The 22,138-nt window shown below is 44.0% G+C and carries 13 protein-coding genes; 7 read left to right on the forward strand and 6 right to left on the reverse strand.

Annotated elements, in window-relative coordinates; genetic code table 11:
* Positions 1–27: 27 nt before the first annotated feature.
* A complete protein-coding gene (locus SCB77_RS00430) occupies positions 28–3,174 on the reverse strand; it encodes a basic secretory protein-like protein (RefSeq protein WP_320184458.1) in 3,147 nt (1,048 codons plus the stop codon).
* Positions 3,175–3,214: 40 nt separating this feature from the next.
* Positions 3,215–5,527, reverse strand: a complete 2,313-nt coding sequence (locus tag SCB77_RS00435; protein WP_320184459.1) for a transglycosylase domain-containing protein — start codon at positions 5,525–5,527, stop codon at positions 3,215–3,217.
* A gap of 222 nt (positions 5,528–5,749) precedes the next feature.
* On the opposite strand from SCB77_RS00435, the gene rpoN reads away from it, so the two are divergent.
* Positions 5,750–7,213 carry an RNA polymerase factor sigma-54 gene (rpoN, locus tag SCB77_RS00440; protein ID WP_320184460.1) on the forward strand — a complete coding sequence of 488 codons (1,464 nt, stop codon included), beginning with the start codon at positions 5,750–5,752 and terminating at the stop codon, positions 7,211–7,213.
* 18 nt (positions 7,214–7,231) lie between these two features.
* On the opposite strand, the gene dinB is transcribed toward rpoN, so the two are convergent.
* Positions 7,232–8,314, reverse strand: a complete 1,083-nt coding sequence (gene dinB / locus SCB77_RS00445; RefSeq protein WP_320184461.1) for a DNA polymerase IV — start codon at positions 8,312–8,314, stop codon at positions 7,232–7,234.
* Positions 8,307–8,909, reverse strand: a complete 603-nt coding sequence (locus SCB77_RS00450; protein ID WP_320184462.1) for a DUF3267 domain-containing protein — start codon at positions 8,907–8,909, stop codon at positions 8,307–8,309. The genes dinB and SCB77_RS00450 overlap by 8 nt, the downstream gene beginning before the upstream one ends.
* 163 nt (positions 8,910–9,072) lie before the next feature.
* Here SCB77_RS00450 and SCB77_RS00455 point away from each other — a divergent pair, with 163 nt between their 5' ends.
* The 4 genes from SCB77_RS00455 to SCB77_RS00470 all read left to right on the forward strand — a co-directional run bounded on the left by SCB77_RS00455 (position 9,073) and on the right by SCB77_RS00470 (position 13,342).
* Positions 9,073–10,296, forward strand: a complete 1,224-nt coding sequence (locus tag SCB77_RS00455; RefSeq protein ID WP_320184463.1) for a porin — start codon at positions 9,073–9,075, stop codon at positions 10,294–10,296.
* Positions 10,297–10,470: 174 nt separating this feature from the next.
* Complete coding sequence (gene lpxB / locus SCB77_RS00460) at positions 10,471–11,586, forward strand: lipid-A-disaccharide synthase (RefSeq protein ID WP_320184464.1); 1,116 nt, start codon at positions 10,471–10,473, stop codon at positions 11,584–11,586.
* Between the two features lie 57 nt (positions 11,587–11,643).
* Positions 11,644–12,282: a hypothetical protein gene (locus tag SCB77_RS00465; RefSeq protein WP_320184465.1), complete on the forward strand. Its 639-nt coding sequence runs from the start codon at positions 11,644–11,646 to the stop codon at positions 12,280–12,282.
* 49 nt (positions 12,283–12,331) lie between these two features.
* Positions 12,332–13,342 (forward strand): WD40/YVTN/BNR-like repeat-containing protein, encoded by a 1,011-nt coding sequence (locus tag SCB77_RS00470; RefSeq protein ID WP_320184466.1) that lies wholly within the window; start codon positions 12,332–12,334, stop codon positions 13,340–13,342.
* Positions 13,343–13,395: 53 nt separating this feature from the next.
* Here SCB77_RS00470 and trxA read toward each other — a convergent pair whose 3' ends face one another.
* Positions 13,396–13,713, reverse strand: coding sequence for a thioredoxin (gene trxA / locus SCB77_RS00475; protein ID WP_320184467.1), 318 nt, complete (start codon positions 13,711–13,713; stop codon positions 13,396–13,398).
* 98 nt (positions 13,714–13,811) lie between these two features.
* Positions 13,812–18,236, reverse strand: coding sequence for a DNA polymerase III subunit alpha (gene dnaE, locus SCB77_RS00480; protein ID WP_320184468.1), 4,425 nt, complete (start codon positions 18,234–18,236; stop codon positions 13,812–13,814).
* Between the two features lie 273 nt (positions 18,237–18,509).
* Here dnaE and SCB77_RS00485 point away from each other — a divergent pair, with 273 nt between their 5' ends.
* Both SCB77_RS00485 and SCB77_RS00490 read left to right on the forward strand, forming a co-directional pair.
* Positions 18,510–19,904 carry an aminopeptidase P family protein gene (locus SCB77_RS00485; RefSeq protein ID WP_320184469.1) on the forward strand — a complete coding sequence of 465 codons (1,395 nt, stop codon included), beginning with the start codon at positions 18,510–18,512 and terminating at the stop codon, positions 19,902–19,904.
* On the forward strand, positions 19,894–22,071 hold the full coding sequence (locus tag SCB77_RS00490) for a S9 family peptidase (RefSeq protein ID WP_320184470.1): 2,178 nt from the start codon (positions 19,894–19,896) through the stop codon (positions 22,069–22,071). Before SCB77_RS00485 ends, SCB77_RS00490 begins: the two co-directional genes overlap by 11 nt.
* Positions 22,072–22,138 lie beyond the last annotated feature (67 nt).

The raw sequence follows: 22,138 nt of genomic DNA on the forward strand, positions 1-22,138 counted from the left end.
AACCAACCGCACTGTCCAATAGTTGGACTACCAGCCCGGCATAAAGTTTAATCCGAAGGTACCAAACTGTGTCCGCGAACGAATAAACGGCACGGCATAATAAGGCTCAATTATCATGGCACCAAAGAGATTAACGCGCATCGACACGCCCGCACTGAAAACAGGCACCCGATAGTTCTTATCATACCCCATGATTGGCGCGCCTGATTCGTCAACAATCGGCTGATTGTTAATATCCGTTTGCTGTACGACAGGTTTCTTATCGAGGCTACTTACAATGATATTGCCTTTGTTCCAGGCCAAGCCCGCATCGAAGAATAGATTGAGATCAGAAAAAAGAAAGCCCGATTTCACCGCCGCTAATTTCTCTGGACCAGTAAAGGGCAAACGAATCTCAAAGTTACCAACGAGCACACGTGCACCCATTAAATCATTAAAAGAAAGATTACCTACCTTCTCTGGGGTTAGGTTATCAAAACCACGAATAAAAAACGGATAACCTATATAGTTTCCACGGAGACGATTTTCATCCGTACCAGATCGAATGTAGGAGTACGCGCGCGCCGCGATTGTGACCGGCTTCAACCGTAGGTATCGTCTTAAATCAATGGTATAAGCAGTAAAATCCAGATCACCTATATACTGGGCTACCCCAAGGCGATATCGAAAGCCGTCCAGCGGAGCGGCCATACCAAAAGTGGATTTATCACCGACAAAAGAAGCACTGGCCTGTTGCACACTCAATGGATCTAGATTTCCAAAACCCAAAGCTGCAGCCTCTGCACTTGAAAGACGTTCACGATCGCCATAGTTGAAAAAATAACTTTGACGCCATTTCTCCGCACGGTAACCATAGCGAGCCACCGCACCACCAATTTCAAAGCGATGGTACCGATTAAACGGATAGGCAACAAAGGCATCCAATTGGGTTTCAAACTGGCGAATAATATAGTCATTGATAACAACCTCCTCGCCATTGCCTAGATCTTCGCGATCAAAAGCACGGAAACCATATCGATAAGGAATATGGGAAATAGATCCACCCCAGTTCCAACGGCTCTTTTGGTTCACATAAGCCACTTGTCCACCGAAATCATATATCTCGCCATTTATGTTAAGCGTTGTGAAAATCTGGTTGTAGCCCAAGATATCGGAGAAACTACCGAAAACACCACCCGCCATACCGGCACCGTAGCGAGAACCTACGGTCATGCCGACGCCCGTATTGGCCAAATAATCCAACTTGAATTTCGACCGGTATGGGATCGGGCGAATCTGCGACTCAGCAATGCGCTCATAGCGGTTAAAATTCTGCAAGTTTGTATTCACCACATTGACACCACGATTGACATCCGGCGGCAACATCGCGGCAGCAAAGTCTACCGATGTCGCGTCTACCAGTTTTGCCTCAAATTCCGAGGCCTTCGCTTTATAGACATTGTACTGATTACCTTTAAAGTAAGAATAGACGATATCATCATCATTGGAAATGCTCATGGCTGGAGAGTACTCCGTGATACCACTGATCCCTGTAAAATAATCCGTCATCTGCTCCACGGCCAAGGTGCTCCGTGAATAGCGAAACATATTGCGATAGCCATCGCCATTGGAAAGGAAGTAAACATAAGATCCATCTCCTGAAAAATGTGGATTCAGATTATTAGCCCCCGGAAACACAGGAATATTCGAAATCTCCTTCGTATCCACATTTAACAGCGCCAACCCCATAGGAATATCTACCGACCGCGTGTCGCTCTCATAGGCTACCCGATCTGTACTGAAAACTATAAGCTTCCCATCAGGCGAATAACTAGGCTGAAAGTCAGCATACTTATCGTTGGTTAGCTGCACCAGCTCCTTAGTTTTCAAGTTATATGTATAAATATCACTCTGCCCCTCCTTCAACCCAGAGAAAGCAACATGGTCGCCATCCGGAGAAAAGCTGATGTTCGTAAATTCGTAGATGTCGCCCATAGCCTGAACAGTTAATACCTTTCCGGTTTTGACGTCAATCACCATCAGCTTATTTTTCCCTTCACTAAACACACTAAAGGCAAATCGCTTGCTATCTGCCGAAAAATCGCCCGCAGACTCTAAGTAGCTAAACTCGTCAATATCCTTGTTTGTCATGCGACTACCCAGCTTCCTGATGACCTGCCCGGTATACGCATCGGCCAAAAACAGGTCAATGCCGAAAAGATCCTTCTCCGACATAAAGGCGACGTACTTTCCGTCCGGCGATATAGCCGGTGCGACATTCATGCGGCCGCCATTGTTAGCCGTGATCAACGGCTGTCCAATAGGTCGAGAAACCGTATCCTTATTTAAACCTTTAAAGGTAGTTTCCATGCTGTTGCGCCACAAGGTCGACATGGTTTGGGCGTCGTAGCCGAAAACACGCTTCATCGCTATTTCATAGCCATATTTAGCGGTCTCCAAAAACATCGGCATAATCACCGTATCGCCATAAGTTGCGCCAACGTAAGCTAGAAAAGCCTGCCCATACCGGTATGGAAAATAAGCGTAGGATTGCTCGGTCAGTTGTTTGAGCGAGGGAATATCCTTGCGTGCGTAGGCATCGCGCATCCACATCGCGGTGAAGGCATCTTTTTTACCGATAGAAAGATACTCCGCCATACCTTCCACCATCCAGAGGGGAATGTTTGCTACACTTTCCAGCCGCGTGGTATCCTTGCCTTCCATCAACACACGATACTGGAACGCGTGCACCATCTCGTGACCCAAGACGTGGCGTGTTTGTTGGTTAATCTGCATAACAGGCATCACAACGCGCTGCTTGAAAGCCTCCGTAACACCACCCGTTCCCACAGAAATCTCGCCGGAAATTGCAGTGGTTTGTTGAAACTCGGGATGGTTATTATAGATGATGATGGGATTTTTACGCAAAAAAGTATCTTGAAATACCTGCTGGTGCATGCCGTACCAAACCTCAGCTTCCTTCGAAAGCCATTTAACAAGGCTGTCATTCTTGAGGTAACTATACATTTCGAAATGTGGTGTTTCTTTCACTTCGAAGTTCAGCTTTTTGTAGCGCATTTTATTCTGTCCGAAATATTGCGCTTTGGTCAGTGCGGGCAGCAACATCCCCAACAGGCACAGCGCTAAAACAGTGAACTTAAGCCTGGTTTGGCACCATTCAAGGATAGTATTCATAATAAACGATTAGTTCTTATCAAAAGTAAGAAATATGTATCTAAAATTCAGTATCTGTTGTTTCGGTCTGCTCTACGCCCTCTCCTTCAAAAATTGGCTCAAGTTCCTCATCGATCGCGGTGCTATCTGAAGGCGCGGAAATCACGATACGCGGACTTGGACAATTATATTTTTTTGTAATCTCTACTTTAGCTGCTGGATACTCGCCAAAGGTCACCCCCAACTCAGGGTGCCTATATAGCTCCTCCATAAAAAGAGCATAGATCGGCAAAGCCGTTTTCGAGCCCTCTCCTGTATGCGAATTTTTGAAATGCACGCTCTGCTCGTCGCAGCCTACCCACACACCAGCAACCAAATCTTTGGTCAATCCCATATACCAGCCATCGACATAATCCGAAGAAGTACCAGTTTTGCCTCCAATTTGGTTATTTTTCTGGAACAAATCCCATTCCCATAATGCTTGCGATGTACCACCTGGTTCCTCAATTGTTCCACGCAACATGTAGGTCATCAACCAGGCATCCTGCGGATCGACCACCTGCTTTTGCTTCGTCTCGAATGAAGTCAACAACTTACCATCATTATCATAGATCGCCGAGACCAATAGAGGTTCTAGACGTTTGCCTTCGTTCATAAAGGTTGCATAAGCATTCACCATTTCAAAAACCGAAACATCATTAGAACCCAAACCTACGGAAGGCACCGACTCCAAATGACTATTTATACCACAACGATGCGCAGTTTCTACAATCTTATCCCAACCTACATCGCGCGTAATCTGTGCCGTGATGGTATTTAAAGAACGAGCCATAGCCCAACGAAGCGACATATTACGATGTGAAAAACTCCAATCTGCATTTTTAGGCTCCCAAACCTCTTTTTCACCTTTTTTATTTACGAAATCCAAACGCACAGGTTTATCCTCATAAGTATCACAAGGAGCCATACCACTTTCTAAAGCCGTGAGGTAAACAAAAGGTTTAAATGTAGATCCTGCCTGACGCTTTGCTTGGTTAACATGATCAAATTTATAGTAGCGGTGATTAATACCACCCACCCACACTTTAATCTTACCGTTGTAAGGATCCATAGCCATTAAGCCGGTATTAAGCATGGTGATATAATGCTTCAAGGAATCCATCGTAGACATTTCCACTTCCTCTTCGCCATCCCAAGTGAAGATGCGCATCTTTTTAGGCTCCCCTAACTTCGCAAAAACCGCTTCCTCATTTTTATATTTTTCCATGAGTGACGCATATATAGGCAGCTTGCGCACCCTATCCTCCAAGAAATTAGGCAGTATATTACCACTCTTATCGCGCCAAGGCAATTCGTCGCCCCAAGTATTGTCCAACCGGCGCTGCAACTCTTTCATTTGCGAGGCAACCACATCTTCAGCAATCTTTTGCATCCGTGAGTCAATGGTTGTGTATATTTTAAGTCCAGCGGTATGAATATCGATATCATGTTCTTCGCTCCACTTCTCCAACCATTTTTCAACTGCCGATCGCAGGTAAGAATCGTTATTGCTTCGCGCCTCTTGATTGTTCAGGTTTAGCTGCAATGGTTCTTTTGAAAAAGACTCCAATTGTCCCTTGGAAATATAACCCTCCTTTTGCATCTGGCCGAGCACCACATTTCGCCGCACAAGCGAAGTTTTAGGATTTCGTATGGGATTGTACAAGGTCGTACCCTTCAGCATACCAACCAAAACCGCGGCTTCAGTAGCCTTGAGGTCTTTCGGGTGTTTGTTAAAATAACGTACCGCTGCCGATTTTATACCGTAGGCGTTATTACTGAAAGAAACCGTATTGAGATACATCGTCACGATCTCTTTCTTTTGATACTTACTTTCCAGCTTATAGGCCGTCATCCATTCCTTAAATTTGGTGACACCCATTCGGATTCCTGGGATTTTACCCAATAAACCTTGCGCTTGGTTGTAGCGCGTTCTGTACAGGTTTTTAGCTAATTGTTGGGTAATGGTGCTAGCACCTCTTGGGTCGCCCTTCAAGGTAGAAACTGCACTGGAAAAAAGTCCAATAAAATCAATACCGTGATGCTTATAGAATCGAACATCTTCTGTTGCGATCAGCGCGTTGAGTACATTCTCCGAAATACTATCATAACTAACCGGATCACGATCTTCTTCAAAGTAGCGACCAATCAACACCGAATCTGCGGTGTACAATTCGGACGAAACGTTCAAGGTGGGCATGAAAATATCGCGCTGCGTTGGCGAATAACCAAAGAGCCACAGGAAGTTAAGCTGCACCGCACATACAATAATAATAAGGCTGTAAATCGCAATTAAAAGATAGCGCAGAATTTTGTTTTTAACCCTTCTAAACATACGGTAAAGATGAAAATTGTTTTTCGAAAAACAGGCATACGCCAAAAAAAAACGAAGATGCTGTTTTGAAATTAACTAATTTTAACATTTCATGGCATGGCCAATTGGTCGCGAGATTTTTACATACTTAACAAAAATTGTACCTAAAAATTTCAACATATGCTTTTTTATTCCCTCATATAAATAATTTACGTATTTTTACGTTCGAAAATTTGTGCAGCAATGTTAAAACAAACACTACAGCAAAAGTTACTACAAAAGCTTTCGCCTCAACAAATACAATTTATCAAATTGCTTCAGGTGCCTACCGTATCCCTAGATGCCCGCATCAAAGAGGAATTGGAGGAAAACCCCGCGTTGGAAGACGGCAGCCTAACCAACATGAATGATCCTGTCGAAGAATATCCCGACCGTGATCCTGACGATAACTACGAAAGTGAAAGTACCGAATACGAAGAAGAATTTAGCGTAGACGAATATATACAGGAAGACGATTACAGTGACTATTCGGGCAGCTACAGCGGCGACGATGACGATGATCGCAAAGAGATTCCGATTGCTATACAGGACTCTTTTTTCGAAACATTACAGAACCAGCTTGACTTATTGGCCTTATCCAACCATGACTACCTTGTTGGACAGCAGATCATAGGAAGCTTGGACGATGATGGTTATCTACGTCGTCCGACATTATCGTTGATCGACGATTTGGCCTTCTCACAAAACGTGAATGTGAGCGAAACGGAGGTGGAATCTATCTTGAAAATCATCCAAGATTTCGAACCAGCAGGTATTGGAGCACGCGATCTACAAGAATGTCTACTCATTCAATTGCGCAAGAAAGATGTCAACAATCCTATAATCGCACAAGCCATCAAGGTCGTTCAGAACTTCTTAGAAGAATTTACGAAAAAACATTACGACAAGATTGAAAAGCAGTTGGGTGTAGACTCCAGTGAGCTAAAAGACATTATCAATGAGATTCTTAAGCTGAATCCTAAACCCGGCGATTCCGGATCCGCCGCAGGCAAACAGCTGCATATTATCCCGGATTTCCATATCAGCAACAATGACGGTGTGCTGCACCTTACATTAAATGGAAGGAATGCACCTGAGCTACGTGTTTCGCGTTCGTATCAAGAAATGTTCGAGCACTACGAAAAGGCAGAAAAAAACGACAAGAAGATGAAGGAAGCCGTGCAGTTTGTGAAACAGAAACTGGATTCGGCGAAATGGTTTATCGACGCGATCAAGCAACGCCAACAAACCTTGCTAAAGACTATGAATGCCATTATGGAATACCAATATGAGTATTTTCTAACCGGTGACGAAAGACTACTTAGACCGATGATATTGAAGGATATAGCAGACCGTATTGAAATGGATATTTCTACCGTATCGCGGGTTGCCAATTCCAAATATGTGCAAACAGAGTTCGGCACCTTCCTGCTCAAGTCATTCTTCTCGGAAGCTATTCAAACCGATTCGGGAGAAGAGGTATCCAACAAAGAAGTCAAGAAAATACTGGAAGAATGTATCAGTAATGAAGATAAACGCAAGCCTTTGGCTGATGAAAAATTGACGGAAATACTGAAAGACAAGGGCTATACCATTGCCCGACGAACGGTAGCCAAATACCGCGAGGCGATGAACATTCCCGTTGCGAGACTAAGAAAGGAGCTTTAAGCTCCTTTTTTTATGCCCTTAAAACAGGCGCAATTGCGGATTGCTTAGCTTTTCAAGGTCGGCGTCATAAAAATTGGATAAACTGACCCCCAATAAACGCACCCTTTTCTCTTCGGTATCCGCCTTGGCAAATAGTTCCAATACCAAGGCCAACATATCATCGCTTGAACTGATGTAGTAAGTCGAGGTTTTGCTACGCGTGATTTGTGTAAAATCGGAGAACTTAATTTTAATGGTTACGGTACGCCCCTCTTTAGATTTGCCGGAAAGTCTCTTTTCTAACTTCTCGCACAGCAGCCGAAATTCCGTAATCATTTCCGAGCGCTCTAAAATATCCGTCGCAAAAGTATCTTCAATACCGATGGATTTCGATATGCGATTGGGCTTTACCGGGCGATTGTCGTCGCCGCGAACCATATGATAGAAAAACTTTCCAGACTTACCAAACTTTCGCATCAACTCATGCTCGCTAAGCTGCTTAAGATCAAGACCTATATGAATACCATATCCTTTCATCTTCTGTGCCGTAACTTTGCCCACCCCGAAGAATTTCTCGATAGGAAGCTGTTCCAAAAAAGAAGTAATCTTTGATGGCCCAATAAAGGTTAAGCCATCCGGCTTATTGAAGTCAGACGCAATTTTAGCGATAAATTTATTTGTCGACACGCCCGCAGATGCTGTCAATCCCAACTCTTCCTGAATAGCTAATTTAATTGCCTTCGCGATCTCAATTGCAGAACCAATACCCTGCTTATCCTGTGTGACGTCCAAATAGGCTTCATCCAGGGACAAAGGCTCAATCAGATCGGTGTATCGGTTAAAAATAGCCCTTATTTTTGTAGAGACATCTTTATACACGTCAAACCTAGGCCGCGTGAAGATCAAGTGCGGACAAAGCTGCAAAGCCACGCGCGAAGACATCGCTGATCGAACGCCAAATTTCCGGGCCTCATAGCTCGCCGTAGCCACCACACCACGCCCATCGGGCGAACCACCAACCGCCAAAGCTTTGCCACGCAGCTCAGGAAAGTCGCGCTGCTCAACGGAAGCATAAAATGCATCCATATCAACATGTATGATCTTTCGCTTAACATCACTCATCTTCACCCTTCTCTTCTTGATGCAGATAAACATAATATCCAGCCTCCGACGGATGATCCAAAATCATCGCTTGTCGCGGCTCTTTGCGGATCATATTCACTATCATAAAATCACCAATAGCCGCAGCTGTAAAGAACACAGCAAAGATCAGAACTGGAACACTGCCTGTGCAGCAGGCCACTATCGCGGGCAAAAAACCCAATACAACAAAGGGCATTAATGCGCCAAAGGTATACTGTGGTATAGTCAGCGGCACCCTGCAATGGCAATAGGGTGTTGCATATTTCCATAAGACACCAAACTTGATCGATCGCCAACCACCCTTAGCGAAAATAGCCCAACACAAGCCATGGATCAACTCGTGCAGTAGGATACCAACCAACAAAATCCCTATTAAAAGGGCAATGAACAGACCAGGATTTATAGCAATCTTCAAGCTGTTAAGCAGTTCGTTTGTGCCCAGACCACGCTGCCATAAAAAGTAAAATGGTAGCCAATAAACTAGAAAGACAGGTACATAAATAAAGCAACCTAGCTTGTTTGCTTTCGCCAAATCAATAGTTCGCATTTCGCGATCGCCCTGCAACTCTTCCATACCCTAAAATTAACTAAAAACGATGGACAATCATAGCAATAGCGGATAGAAATCAAATCGTATAAATTTTAGCAGGCGATATATCTTTTGATGAATAATACTATCTTTGCTGCGCAAAACACTCGTACGAAGTGCCACTATCTTTATCCAGCATATACTGAACATGAAAGGCAAGCTGAAATACTTTCTAGCGGGGCTTGGTGCCCTATGTTTAACCGACGTCGCAGAGGCGCAGGAACGTGATGACCGCGCAACGATATTGAATTTCAAAGGCATTCAATATATGAGTAAAGATTCGCTTTTCTATACCAATTTCCGGTTTCGCATGCAGAACCGAGCAGGATTTAGCAACAAATTAGACCGAGAAGACAATGGCGCTTTTGATGCGCGCATACGTCGTTTGCGGATGCGTATAGACGGTTATATTTACACGCCAAAGGTGTCCTACTCTATTCAGTTGGCCTTCACCCGATCGGATCAAGATTTTGATGATACCGGCGTAGCGAACATCGTGCGTGACGCCGTTGTTTTCTATAATTTCTCGGACGACTTTTACCTATCCTTCGGTCAAAACAAACTTCCGGGAAACAGGCAGCGTGTAAATTCCTCTGGACAATTGCAGTTCGCTGACCGTTCTTTGGTAAATGGACATTTTACCCTAGATCGAGATTTTGGACTTTCATTTAACCTCAGTAAAAAGCTGGGCGCCATGCCCATTAATGCGAAGGCCGCTATTTCTACCGGCGAGGGTCGTGTAGCAAGTGGAACGGATGATGGATTAGCGTATACTGGACGTATTGAATTCTTGCCTTTAGGCGACTTCACGAATGATGGCGACTACTCTGAGGGCGATATCGAGCGCGAGAAGACGCCAAAACTGTCTATCGGTGGTGGGTATAGCTATAATGACCGCACTATCCGTGAAGGAGGTCAATTGGGGCGATACGTACAAAATCCCTTTACCTTAAAAACGACTTTTGCAGATGCTATATTTAAATACCAAGGTTTTGCCTACCAAGTCGAATATCTACGTCGAGATGTCGATAACCCTTTTAATATTGTCGACGACCGCTTAAATCAGCTCGATGGCCCAGAACAAGAAGAGACCTATGCTTACAAAGGCTGGGGTATAAACCAACAGACATCCTACTTGATCAACAAGGGATACGAAGTAGCAGCGCGATACACCTACGTCAATCCACATCAACAAATAAGAGCATTTGAAGAGCAAACCGAAGTTATTGAACTAGGCCTTACAAAATACATCAAAGCACATCGATTAAAGGTACAAGTAAATGGAAATTACACCTTTATAAATGGTGATCTAAATAATAACTTCCGAAAAAATTTGTGGGGAGGAATGGTGCAGGTGGAACTGGGCATCTAATTCTCGTCCCAGTCTAATTCCTATTAGATCATTGCTAATATACAAAGAGCGTTTACGCTCTTTTCTTTTTTTACGGAATGCTGATTGAAAAAAATCACCCCATTTTATGGAGTTTCGCCTTTTCCACATCATTTATATGATAATAGCGTATATTTAACAACTTGAATTTACTGTATGAACTACTACCTTATAGCGGGCGAAACATCGGGCGACTTACACGGCGCAAATCTTATCAAGGCTTTAAAGAGAGAAGATAACCATGCCAGCTTTCGTATTGTTGGAGGAGATTTGATGAAGGACGCCTCTGGAGAGACTCCACTTATACATTGTGCCGATATGGCTTTCATGGGTTTCGTTGAGGTCATCAAAAATCTAAGTACAATCAAAAAAAATTTAAGTATCGTCAAAAATGATCTTAAACAACATCGTCCAGACACCCTTATATTGATCGATTTTCCCGGATTTAATTTGAAGATAGCGGCTTTTGCAAAGAAGCTAGGTATTAGGGTTTGTTATTATATCTCTCCTAAAATATGGGCTTGGAACCAAGGGCGTGTGCACAAAATTAAAAAGGTGGTGGATCACATGTTCTGTATACTCCCCTTTGAGGTCGATTTTTACAAAAAATACCAGTATAAAGTAGATTATATTGGCAACCCACTGCTTGACGCGATTGATGCTTACACATTCAACGCTAATTTCGTGGCAACTAATGCGTTGAATGACCGCCCGATTATTGCGTTACTGCCGGGCAGTAGAAAAATGGAAATAGACATGTTGATGCCTGAAATGGTTGATCTTTATTACCTTTTTCCTGCTCACCAATTTGTGATTGCGGGTGCACCGAACTTTGATGAGGATTATTACAAGCAATTTATTGGAGATTTACCAATTAAAGTAGTCTTCAACCAAACCTATGATTTACTGAAAAATGCAGATGCTGCCGTGGTTACCAGCGGCACGGCTACACTCGAGACCGGTATTCTGCGCGTTCCGCAAGTGGTTGTCTATCGTGCCAACAAACTGACCGTTTGGATTGCACGCTTAGTTATTAAAGTACGTTTTATCTCTTTGGTGAACCTGATTAATGACTTCCTCTCTGTACGCGAGTTGATACAAGACGACTGCAACACGCGCAGTATTGCGGATGAGCTGGATGAGCTTATCAACAACAAAGCGCACCGAGAAAGTGTCTTAGAAAACTACGATATGCTGAACGAAAAACTAGGCAGCCCGGGCGCCTCGGAGAAAGCTGCAAAATTAATTGTGCACTATACTGGCAAATCGTAAATTAAACTTTCAACTGCATCTTCACTCTAAGCTATTAGGACAATAACAGTAAAAGCCATGAAGTTACAAAAATTACTCCCCTTCCTTTTAGTCATGTTTACATGCACTGCATTTGGTCAGGTTGAAGAACAGCATATCGGTAAACTCGTCTTGAAAAAGAAAGACAAGAAAACATTCAATAGTCGAGATTCATCCGCCGTGATTTATATTGATACACTGATTATGAAAGACCGGTCCTCCTTGCAATTTTACGGCAAGAAAGACGTCAAGCTTGTCGTGAATTATGCAGAGATTGGTAACAGAGCCTTTATTAGCGGTATAGGTGCTCAAAATAACGCTTCCAATTTTGACATAACTGTCAATTTTCAAAAGCTAGGTTCCCTCTATGTCATCGCTAGTGGCCGCGACGCCAACAACGGTACGCGCACGTTTGACAATGGCGACGGCGGTAAAGTAGATTTTCATTACAATGGTAAAGGTCTTACCCCTCAATCCGAAGATAAGAAAGCCGCCAACTATCTCCATATCGATGTCTCGGCTGGAGGTCGCAGATTAAACCCTAACACAGACCTTAGTCAGATTTATTCACAGATTTCCATGTCCTTTGCTGGCCTACGAGGCGTGCCTCAAGGTCAGATCTATTCCGGGTCACCCGGCGTCGAAGGTAAGATAAAGCTCGAAAAAACCGAGGAATAATAAAAAATATAAAAACGAAAAACATAGAAAAGCAACATCTTCTAGAATTATGAAAAAAATCATCCTTGGTTTGCTATCGACCTGTTTCGCTGCATGTATTTTGCATGCGCAAGAAATAAAACCATTGACCCAAAAAGAACAGGTAAGCTTTAGGGGAATTGCCGTGTGGAATGACGATTGCGTATGGGTAAGCGGTTCGAAAGGAACAGTTGGTAAATCTTTGGATGGTGGTAAAAGTTGGTCGTGGATTAGTCCTAAAGGTTATGAAAGCTATGATTTTCGCGACATCGAAGTATTTTCCAAGAAGGAGGCCGTGATCCTCGCTGCAGGTAGCCCTGCGGTTATTTTACGCACGACCGACGGCGGCGATAGTTGGAAGGAGATGTATCAGGATAATCGCCCAGCAATATTCTTTGATGGCATGGACTTTAAGGGCAAGGAGGGATTCGCAGTGGGTGATCCTATCGATGGCACCTTTCAGCTGCTACAATCAAAAGATAAGGGTAAAACGTGGAAAGATGTATCTAACTTTATGTTTTTAATCGCCGACTCTGCAGAAGCTGCCTTCGCAGCCAGCGGAACCTCTATACAGTATCTCAATAATAACGTGTGGCTCGGTACAGGCGGGGCTACGGCAAATATATTTAAACGAAATGAAAAGGCGCTAACCATGGATAAATATCCCTGCCCTATCTTACAAGGTTCGCCTAGTCAGGGGATTTTTTCTATAGACTTTTGGAGCGATAAAGAGGGTATTGTTGTTGGCGGTGACTACCTGCAGGACAGCATTTCAACGAACACCATCATGTTGACATCGGACGGCGGGCAAAATTGGGTTAGTTCATCCTCTCAAACAAGCGGATTTAAATCGGCCGTTAAATTTATCAGCCGTACGGTTTTACTAGCAACCGGAACTTCTGGGACGGATATTTCGGAAGACGGCGGCTTACAGTGGCGCAACATTTCTAAGGAAAGCTTTAACAGCATTGCTGTAGGCAAAAGTCGTCGCGTAATTTATCTGACAGGTAGCCATGGCAACGTGGCTAAACTTTCTTTATAGCATCTCAGTAAACAATAAAAAAGGTTAGTCGCTTGACTAACCTTTTTTATAGACTAAAGTTGTTTCGTCAATTTCTCGACTAAAACAGATTTCGGCACAGCACCAATTTGCTTGTCTACAATCTCTCCGTTTTTGAAGAACAACAAAGCTGGGATATTACGAATACCATATTTCACAGAGATTTCCGGATTATGATCTACATTTACTTTACCAATCACCGCTTGTCCATCATATTCTGAAGCGATTTCATCAACTACGGGACCAACCATGCGGCAAGGACCACACCACTCTGCCCAAAAGTCGATTAAAACCGGTTTATCAGATTTAAGAACTAATTCTTCAAAATTGCTATCTGTTATTTCTAATGCCATAATATTTATTTGTTTATCTAATTAAACTCCTCATACAAATATAGCGTTTTTGCCAAAAGATAAAGGTCATCCGGCCTTCATAAAATTTCTATAGGCTATCAATTTAATTTATAATTTACGCCTTCCAATTTCTCGATTCCATCTAAAAATTCATTCGTCAAGTTGATCTTGATCGATTTCGCTGGCATCTCTATAGCTAGCTCATCTTGCACATCTAGAATTTTAAACTTCAGCTGGCAAGTAGATTCTGCACCTTCTGTCTTCGTCGATTCCACCAAACCTTGGACAAGCTGTACCAGTTTCTCATCTAGCAGATGCAGAGGCAATTGTATGGTAAATGATTTAGCCATTTTCTCGCGAATATCCGATAACAATTGAATATGCTTGAGCTCAAAGCCCCAGTTACCAATCTGTTTAAAGCGCTCTTGTACCAAACCTCTAATTTGCACGAAAAAACCTTCTTGCAGGTAACCTTTGAACTTCACATAATCTTCACCGAAAACCATGATTTCGTAGGAATCACTGTAATCTTCAATAATAAAGGATCCAAACGGCTTCCCAGATTTTGCCACACGGTGATTGGCAACCGCGATGATTCCACCGAGTATCACTTCCTTATTTTTAATGCGATTAAAGTCGATCAACACCTCATCCTCTACTTCACTAGCCTTAACCTTATTTATTAATTGCAAATCACTTACCTTGTTTGAACAAAAATGTTTTATTTCAAACTTGTAGTTATCGAGTGGATGGCTCGTTAAATAAATACCAATAACATCCTTCTCGTATTTCAGCTTTTCAATAAGCCCCCAGGCCGCACAAGGTGCCAAAACAGGCTCGGGCAGTTCCGTAGCCGCTGAACCACCAAACAAGCTGGCTTGCGCCGAACTTTCATTATCCTTGACGCGGTTACCATATTTGATTGCTTTCTCCAATCCGGTCGAGTTATCACCCTCCGAACTAAAGTACTGCGCCCGGTGCGTATTGGTAAAGCTATCAAAACCACCAGCATAAGCAAGGCTTTCAAAGGCCTTCTTATTGGCAGCACGAAGATCGATACGTTTGGCAAGATCGAACACCGACTTATACTTACCACCCTTTTCACGAGTTTGCACCACGGTGTCTACCGCGCCGGCGCCAACACCTTTCACCGCACCCATACCAAAACGAATAGCCCCCTTTTCATTCACCGTAAATTTGTAATACGACTCATTGACATCTGGTCCTAAAACCGCCAAGCCCATACGTCGACATTCTTCCATAAAGAACGTCACCTGTTTGATATCATTCATATTATTGGAAAGCACGGCCGCCATATATTCTGCCGGATAATGCGCTTTTAAATAAGCTGTTTGGTAAGCTATCCAAGCGTAGCATGTTGAGTGAGACTTATTAAAAGCGTAGGATGCAAAAGCTTCCCAGTCGGTCCATATTTTCTCCAATACCTTTGGAGCATGCCCTTTCTCCGCTGCTTGGTTGACAAATTTAGGCTTCATCTTATCCAATACAGCCTTTTGCTTCTTACCCATGGCTTTCCGCAAAACGTCGGCATCACCTTTCGAGAAGCCCGCCAATTTCTGCGAGAGCAACATCACCTGCTCTTGGTATACCGTAATGCCATAGGTTTCCTGCAAATATTCTTCGCAGGCATCCAAATCGTAGGTTATCGGTTCTATCCCATGTTTACGTTTAACGAACGACGGGATATACTCCATCGGTCCTGGCCGATAAAGGGCATTCATCGCAATTAAATCAGCAAAAACAGTAGGCTTCAGCTCCTTCATGTACTTCTGCATGCCGGGCGACTCATATTGGAAGACGCCAATCGTTTCGCCGCGTTGGAAGAGTTCGTATGTCAAGACATCATCAATGGGAAACTTGTCGGGATCCAACTCCACCCCATGGCGCAATTTGACATTCGTTACGGTGTCTTTAATCAGTGTGAGCGTTTTAAGCCCAAGAAAGTCCATCTTCAGTAGACCGGCACTCTCCACCACGGAGTTATCAAATTGTGTAACAAATAAATCGGAGTCTTTTGCCAGCGAAACCGGAACGAAATTCGTGATGTCATCCGGCGTAATGATCACCCCACAGGCATGCACCCCTGTATTACGCATAGAACCTTCGAGCACACGTGCCTGCTTGATGGTTTCCGCTTCCAAACCGGCACCATCAGCCAGATTCTTTAACCTATTTACCGCCTCAATCTCCTCTGAACGAAGAACTTCCTTCAGTCCTTTGTCGTCCATCGCAAAAATCTTGCTGAGCTTCAAATTTGGGATAAGCTTAGCGATCTCATTGGCATCCTGCAGAGGCAAATCCAACACACGCGCCGTATCCTTGATGGAAGACTTTGCAGCCATCGTACCGTAAGTAATGATCTGTGCTACCTGCGAAGCACCATATTTGTCGATTACATATTGCATAACCCTACCGCGACCCTCATCGTCGAAATCGACGTCGATATCGGGCATGGACACCCGGTCAGGATTTAGGAAACGTTCGAATAGAAGATCGTACTGTATAGGGTCTAAATTGGTAATTCCTAAGCAATAGGCTACTGCAGAACCTGCCGCCGAACCACGCCCAGGACCAACAGAAACCCCCATGTTTCGTGCTTCGGCAATGAAATCCTGCACGATTAGGAAATAACCCGGATATCCTGTTCTTTCGATCGTAGCCAGCTCAAAATCTAGACGCTCCGTGACAACTTCGTCAATTTCTGCATAGCGACTTTCGGCACCTTTATAGGTCAGGTGACGTAAATAGGCATTCTCGCCACGCTTCCCGCCATCAACCTCGTCTTCCGCATGTTGAAATTGCTCGGGAATATCAAACTTCGGAAGTAAAACATCTCGATTAAGCGAATAGACCTCAATTTTATCTAAAAGGTCCTGAATATTGATAATGGCCTCCGGCAAATCTGAAAAGGCCTTCTTCATCTCATCGGCCGATTTGAAATAGTATTCTTGATTGGGGAGGCCAAAACGGAAACCACGACCTCGACCTTTTGGTGTGGATAGCTTTTCGCCATCCTTCACGCAGAGCAAAATATCGTGCGCATGCGCGTCGGCCTTATTCAAGTAATAGGTATTATTGGTCGCCAACAACTTCACATCATGCTTATGAGCCAGCTCCACGAGTGTATCGTTTACCCGGTTCTCATCCTCCTGACCGTGACGCATCAACTCCATGTAAAAGTCATCCCCAAACTGCTCTTTCCACCACAGCAAGGCTTCTTCTGCTTGTGTTTCACCAATATTTAAGACCTTACTCGGCACCTCTCCATGCAAGTTGCCAGAAAGCACAATCAGGTTTTCCTTATAGCGTTCGATAACAGATTTATCAATACGCGGCACATAGTAAAACCCCTCTGTGTAAGCCGCGGAGGCCATCTTTGCTAAATTATGATAACCTGCCTTATTCTTGGCCAAGAACACAATTTGGTAGCCGTTATCCTTTCTTGATTTATCCTTATAATTTTCACAAACGTAAAACTCACAGCCCACAATCGGCTTTATGGTACGTGCCGTAGGCTCTTCCCCACGTTCAATAGCTTCCGCATTCTTTGCAGCAACCTCTTTGTTGTAACCAACGGCTTTACTCACAAAATGGAAGGCTCCCATCATATTACCATGATCGGTCAACGCAACGGCAGGCATATTTGCTTTAATCGCCGCATCCACTAAATTTGCTACACCTATAGTAGATTGTAAAACAGAGAATTGTGAGTGGTTATGTAAATGAGCAAACTCAGCATCAGCCAGTGCTTTTTGAACAGTTTCATCGATAACGACCTTAGGCGTATCGCTCTTCTGTTCCTTGCGGATAGCATCTGAAGCAGCCTTTAGGTTGATATGGCGCAGTCCTACCGATTCAATGAGATCGGGATTGTGCTGCTTAAATTCGACAAAATAACCGGTATCTACCTGCAGCTCTTCCGCCGTAAAAATTTCCCGTCTGACCAGCTCAAAGAAACAACGCGTCGTCGCTTCCACATCGGCGGTAGCATTGTGGGCTTCTGCAAACGGCACACCAAATAAATGTCCATGCAGTTCCGTCAGATTGGGCAATTTATAACGGCCACCACGACCACCGGGCAACTGCAAGAGCTCTGCCGTCACTTCTGTACAGGTATCCAACACAGACATTGCTGACATGGGAGACTCTACGCCATAGCGATAAAACTCACTGCCCATAATGTTGAGGTCGAATCCGATATTTTGTCCGACGACAAACTTAGCTTTCGCTAGTGCCTCGTTGAATTTGTGCAATACATCAAGTAAGGGTACGCCGTCTTTCTCGGCCAGCTCAGTAGAAATACCATGAATCTTTTCCGAGTCGTAGGGAATGTTAAAGCCATCAGGCCGAATAAGGTAATCTTGGTGTTCAACCAAACGCCCCATTTCATCATGCAATTGCCAAGCAATCTGAATACAACGCGGCCAATTGTCCGTATCCGTTATAGGCGCGTCCCAACGTTTGGGCAAACCGGTTGTTTCCGTATCAAAAATTATATACATGCTATTCCCTTTCTCTATAGAACAAAGTTAAAAATTAGTCGATGTATTTGATAAACATCACGGTCATTTTCTTCATATGTTGCGCTATCCCTATGAAGGCTAAGGTATAAAATTAATGATTTATCGGAAAGCGAACTTGGAAACATCCGATTTTATAAAATACGATTACAAGTAGGCAAAATACGAGAATAATATTGTTTTGCTTTTTAGCACATTTACCGCCGATAATAGCAGAGAAAAGAATAAATTGCAACACGAATAAACAAAAGAAACATGTTTTCACCTCAAACTTACCAGCACCGTCGCACTATATTACAACAAACGATGGGCAGTGGGTTGTTACTGTTCCTCGGAAATATTGAAAACCCGATAAACTTTAAACACAACACCTACGCTTTTAGACAGGACAGTACATTTCTGTACTATTTCGGTATTCAAGCGGCTAATCTAGCTGCTATTGTCGATGTGGACGAGCAACGTACCATTATTTTTGGCGACGAGTTGACCATCGACCAGATTGTATGGATGGGTCGTCAAGAAACACTCCGCGAGAAATGCGATAAATCGGCCGTTGCCGACTGCCGTCCTTTTTCCGAATTGAAAGAATACATAAGCAAGGCATCCCTTTCCGGCCGATCCATTCAATATCTCCCGCCCTACCAGTCGTTCAACAAAATTCTGTTAAGCGACCTGTTGGGAATAAGCATTCCACAGATACAAGCATCTGAAGCCTTGATTAAAGCCGTCGTTGCACAACGTTCTATCAAAGAAGATCAAGAAATTGAGCAGATCGAAGAGGCGTTGCGTATATCCGTTGATATGCATCTACTAGCGATGAAGATGACTAAACCAGGCATGAAGGAGATCGAGGTCGCTAATGCCATACGTCATTTGGCGGCCGATCAAGGTGCGCCTCTGGCCTACCCACCCATCGTGACCATACATGGCGAAATTTTGCATAACTCGTATCAGCTGAACACCTTGAAAGACGGTGACATGCTACTCAATGATTCCGGCGCCGAAACAGCCATGGGCTATGCCGGCGATTTAACCCGCACATTCCCAGTGGGAAGAACATTCAGTAGCAAACAGCGCGAGATCTACGATATCGTTCTGCAATCCTTTACCGATGCACGCGAACTATTGCGCCCCGGAATTGCTTTTAAGGACGTGCACATTAGCGCTTGCCGCACCTTGGTAGCTGGGCTTATCGATATCGGACTGATGAAAGGAGATCCTGATGAGGCCGTGCGCCAGCATGCTCACACCTTGTTTTTCCAATGTGGCCTAGGCCATATGATGGGACTCGATGTGCACGATATGGAAGACCTTGGCGAGCAATATGTGGGTTACACATCGGAGCAGCCAAAGGATACGCAAACATTTGGTCTAAAATCCTTACGCTTGGGTAAGCAACTGGAAGAAGGTTTTGTCGTCACGGTAGAGCCCGGTGTATATATCATCCCGGAGCTGATCGATAGATGGCAAGCCGAAGGCAAACACGCATCCTTTATCAACTACGATAAGGTAAACGAATACCGTGATTTCGGCGGCATACGTATCGAAGACAACTTCTTGATTTCGACGAGCGGCTACCGTTTGCTAGGACCTGAACTCGTAAAAGCAGCAGATGATATTGAAAAATTAAGATTAGATTATGTTTCCTAAACAAACCTTGGTAAAAAAGATCGCACTTGCCCTTATTTTGGCGGCAAGCGCAAACATGGCGGTAGCGCAATTGCAATGGACAGCCGATGGAACAGGATTCTACTCCTTTTCCAAAGATGGCATTGGAATTATCAATCCCATACAACCGGAGAAAAACGTAAATTTCCTGACATCTAAAGAGCTTATTCCAATTGGTGCCAATACTGCATTGGACGTGCAAAGCTTTCAAGTATCGCCTACCGGCAATAGCCTACTTCTTTTCGCTAATACACAGCGGGTATGGCGCGAAAATACACGGGGCGATTATTGGTTGTTTGATAAACAGCTTAAGACCTTAGTTCAACTTGGAAAAGGACTTCCTGCAGCTTCGTTCATGTTTGCAAAGTTTTCTCCTGACGGAACGCAGGTAGCCTATGTTTCTAAACACAACATCTATGTAGAAGATATCAAAACAAAGGAAATCAAGCAAATAACGACCGATGGAACGGATCGCATCATCAATGGAACCTTTGACTGGGCCTATGAAGAGGAATTCGGAACGCAAGATGGATTTCGTTGGTCGCCAGATGGCACAAAAATAGCTTTCTGGAAGCAGGATGCACGGCAAACAAGAAACTTTCTCATGATCAATAATACCGATAGTCTTTATGCCTTCACTATACCGGTAGAATATCCTAAAGTAGGTCTTCCCCCTTCCCCAACAAGTATATGGATACATGATATAAAGAAGGACAATGACATCAAAGTTAATGATTTACTATCTGCTACAGACGGCTATATTCCACGTATGGAGTGGCTAACTGACGGTAAAGGATTGATCTTCCAAACGCTGAACAGGAAGCAGAATGAAAGTAAAATCGTCGTTAGCAATGCCTCTACTGGACAAAGTAACGTCATCCATACCGAGCAAGATAAAGCATGGATCGATATTAAGTCGCGCTGGAATGATGGCGATCCTGCCGGTTGGGATTGGCTCAACGGCGGAAAGGAATTTATCTGGGTTTCCGAAAAAGGTGGCTGGCGCCAAATTTACACCATCGACCTGCAAGGCAAGGAAAAGCTCGTGACCAAAGAGCCATTCGATATCATACAAATAGAGATGTTTGATGCTAAGACACAGACCATCTATTTTTCTGCTTCGCCAGATAATGCGACACAAAAGTATCTCTATAAAATCAGTTTAAAGGGAGGAAAAGCGAGTCGCGTTACTCCGAGCGGCGTGCAGGGCACCAACAACTATACAATCTCTCCCAACGGAAAAATAGCGCTCTTTAATAGCAGCAACACCGGATACCGCGCCGCGAATGCGGTGGTATCGCTTCCAGAACACAAAGAGTTGGTACCGGCACAGCAGGTCGCCAAAGCCTCTGCACAAGATGCCAAGACAGAATTCTTTCAAGTAACAACGGCAGATGGTGTAACCCTTGACGGCTGGGTGGTGAAGCCAAAGAACTTTGATCCAACAAAGAAGTATCCAGTTGTATTCTACGTATATGGTGAACCAGCGTCGCAGACGGTAACGGATGCATTTGGTACAGGTAAAAATCGGCTCTATATGGGCGACATGGCGGCAGATGGCTATGTTTACGTATCATTGGAAAACCGTGGTGCACCAGCGCCGAAAGGCAGCGAATGGCGGAAGTCTATATACCGGAATATCGGCATCCTGAATATCCGCGATCAAGCGATGGGCGCCAAAGAAGTATTTAAATGGGGCTTTATTGATACCACCCGTGTAGCAGTTTGGGGATGGTCGGGAGGTGGCGCCTCTACGCTCAACCTGCTGGGACAATACCCAGATATCTACAAAACCGGAATATCTATTGCCCCAGTAACCAACCAATTACTATACGACAACATTTATCAAGAACGATACATGGGCCTTCCTCAAGAAAATGAAGAAGATTTCCTCAAAGGTTCCGCTATTAGCTACGCAAAAAACGTAAAAGGCAACCTTTTACTGGTTCATGGTACAGGTGACGACAACGTGCATTATCAAAACGCCGAAGTATATATCAATGAACTGATAAAATATAACATTCCGTTTCAAATGATGTCCTATCCAAATAGAAGTCATTCTATTAGTGAAGGTCAGGGAACATCAAAGCACCTCGCCTTGATATATACCCGCTTCTTGAAGGAAAATTGCCCTCCAGGCGCTAAATAGACAAGTTTTAAGCTGGTGGCATGCTATAGACCGTGTAGCATGCTACCAGCTTGCCTTAACAGCCTTT

Source organism: Sphingobacterium bambusae (genome assembly GCF_033955345.1).
Classification (GTDB): domain Bacteria; phylum Bacteroidota; class Bacteroidia; order Sphingobacteriales; family Sphingobacteriaceae; genus Sphingobacterium; species Sphingobacterium bambusae.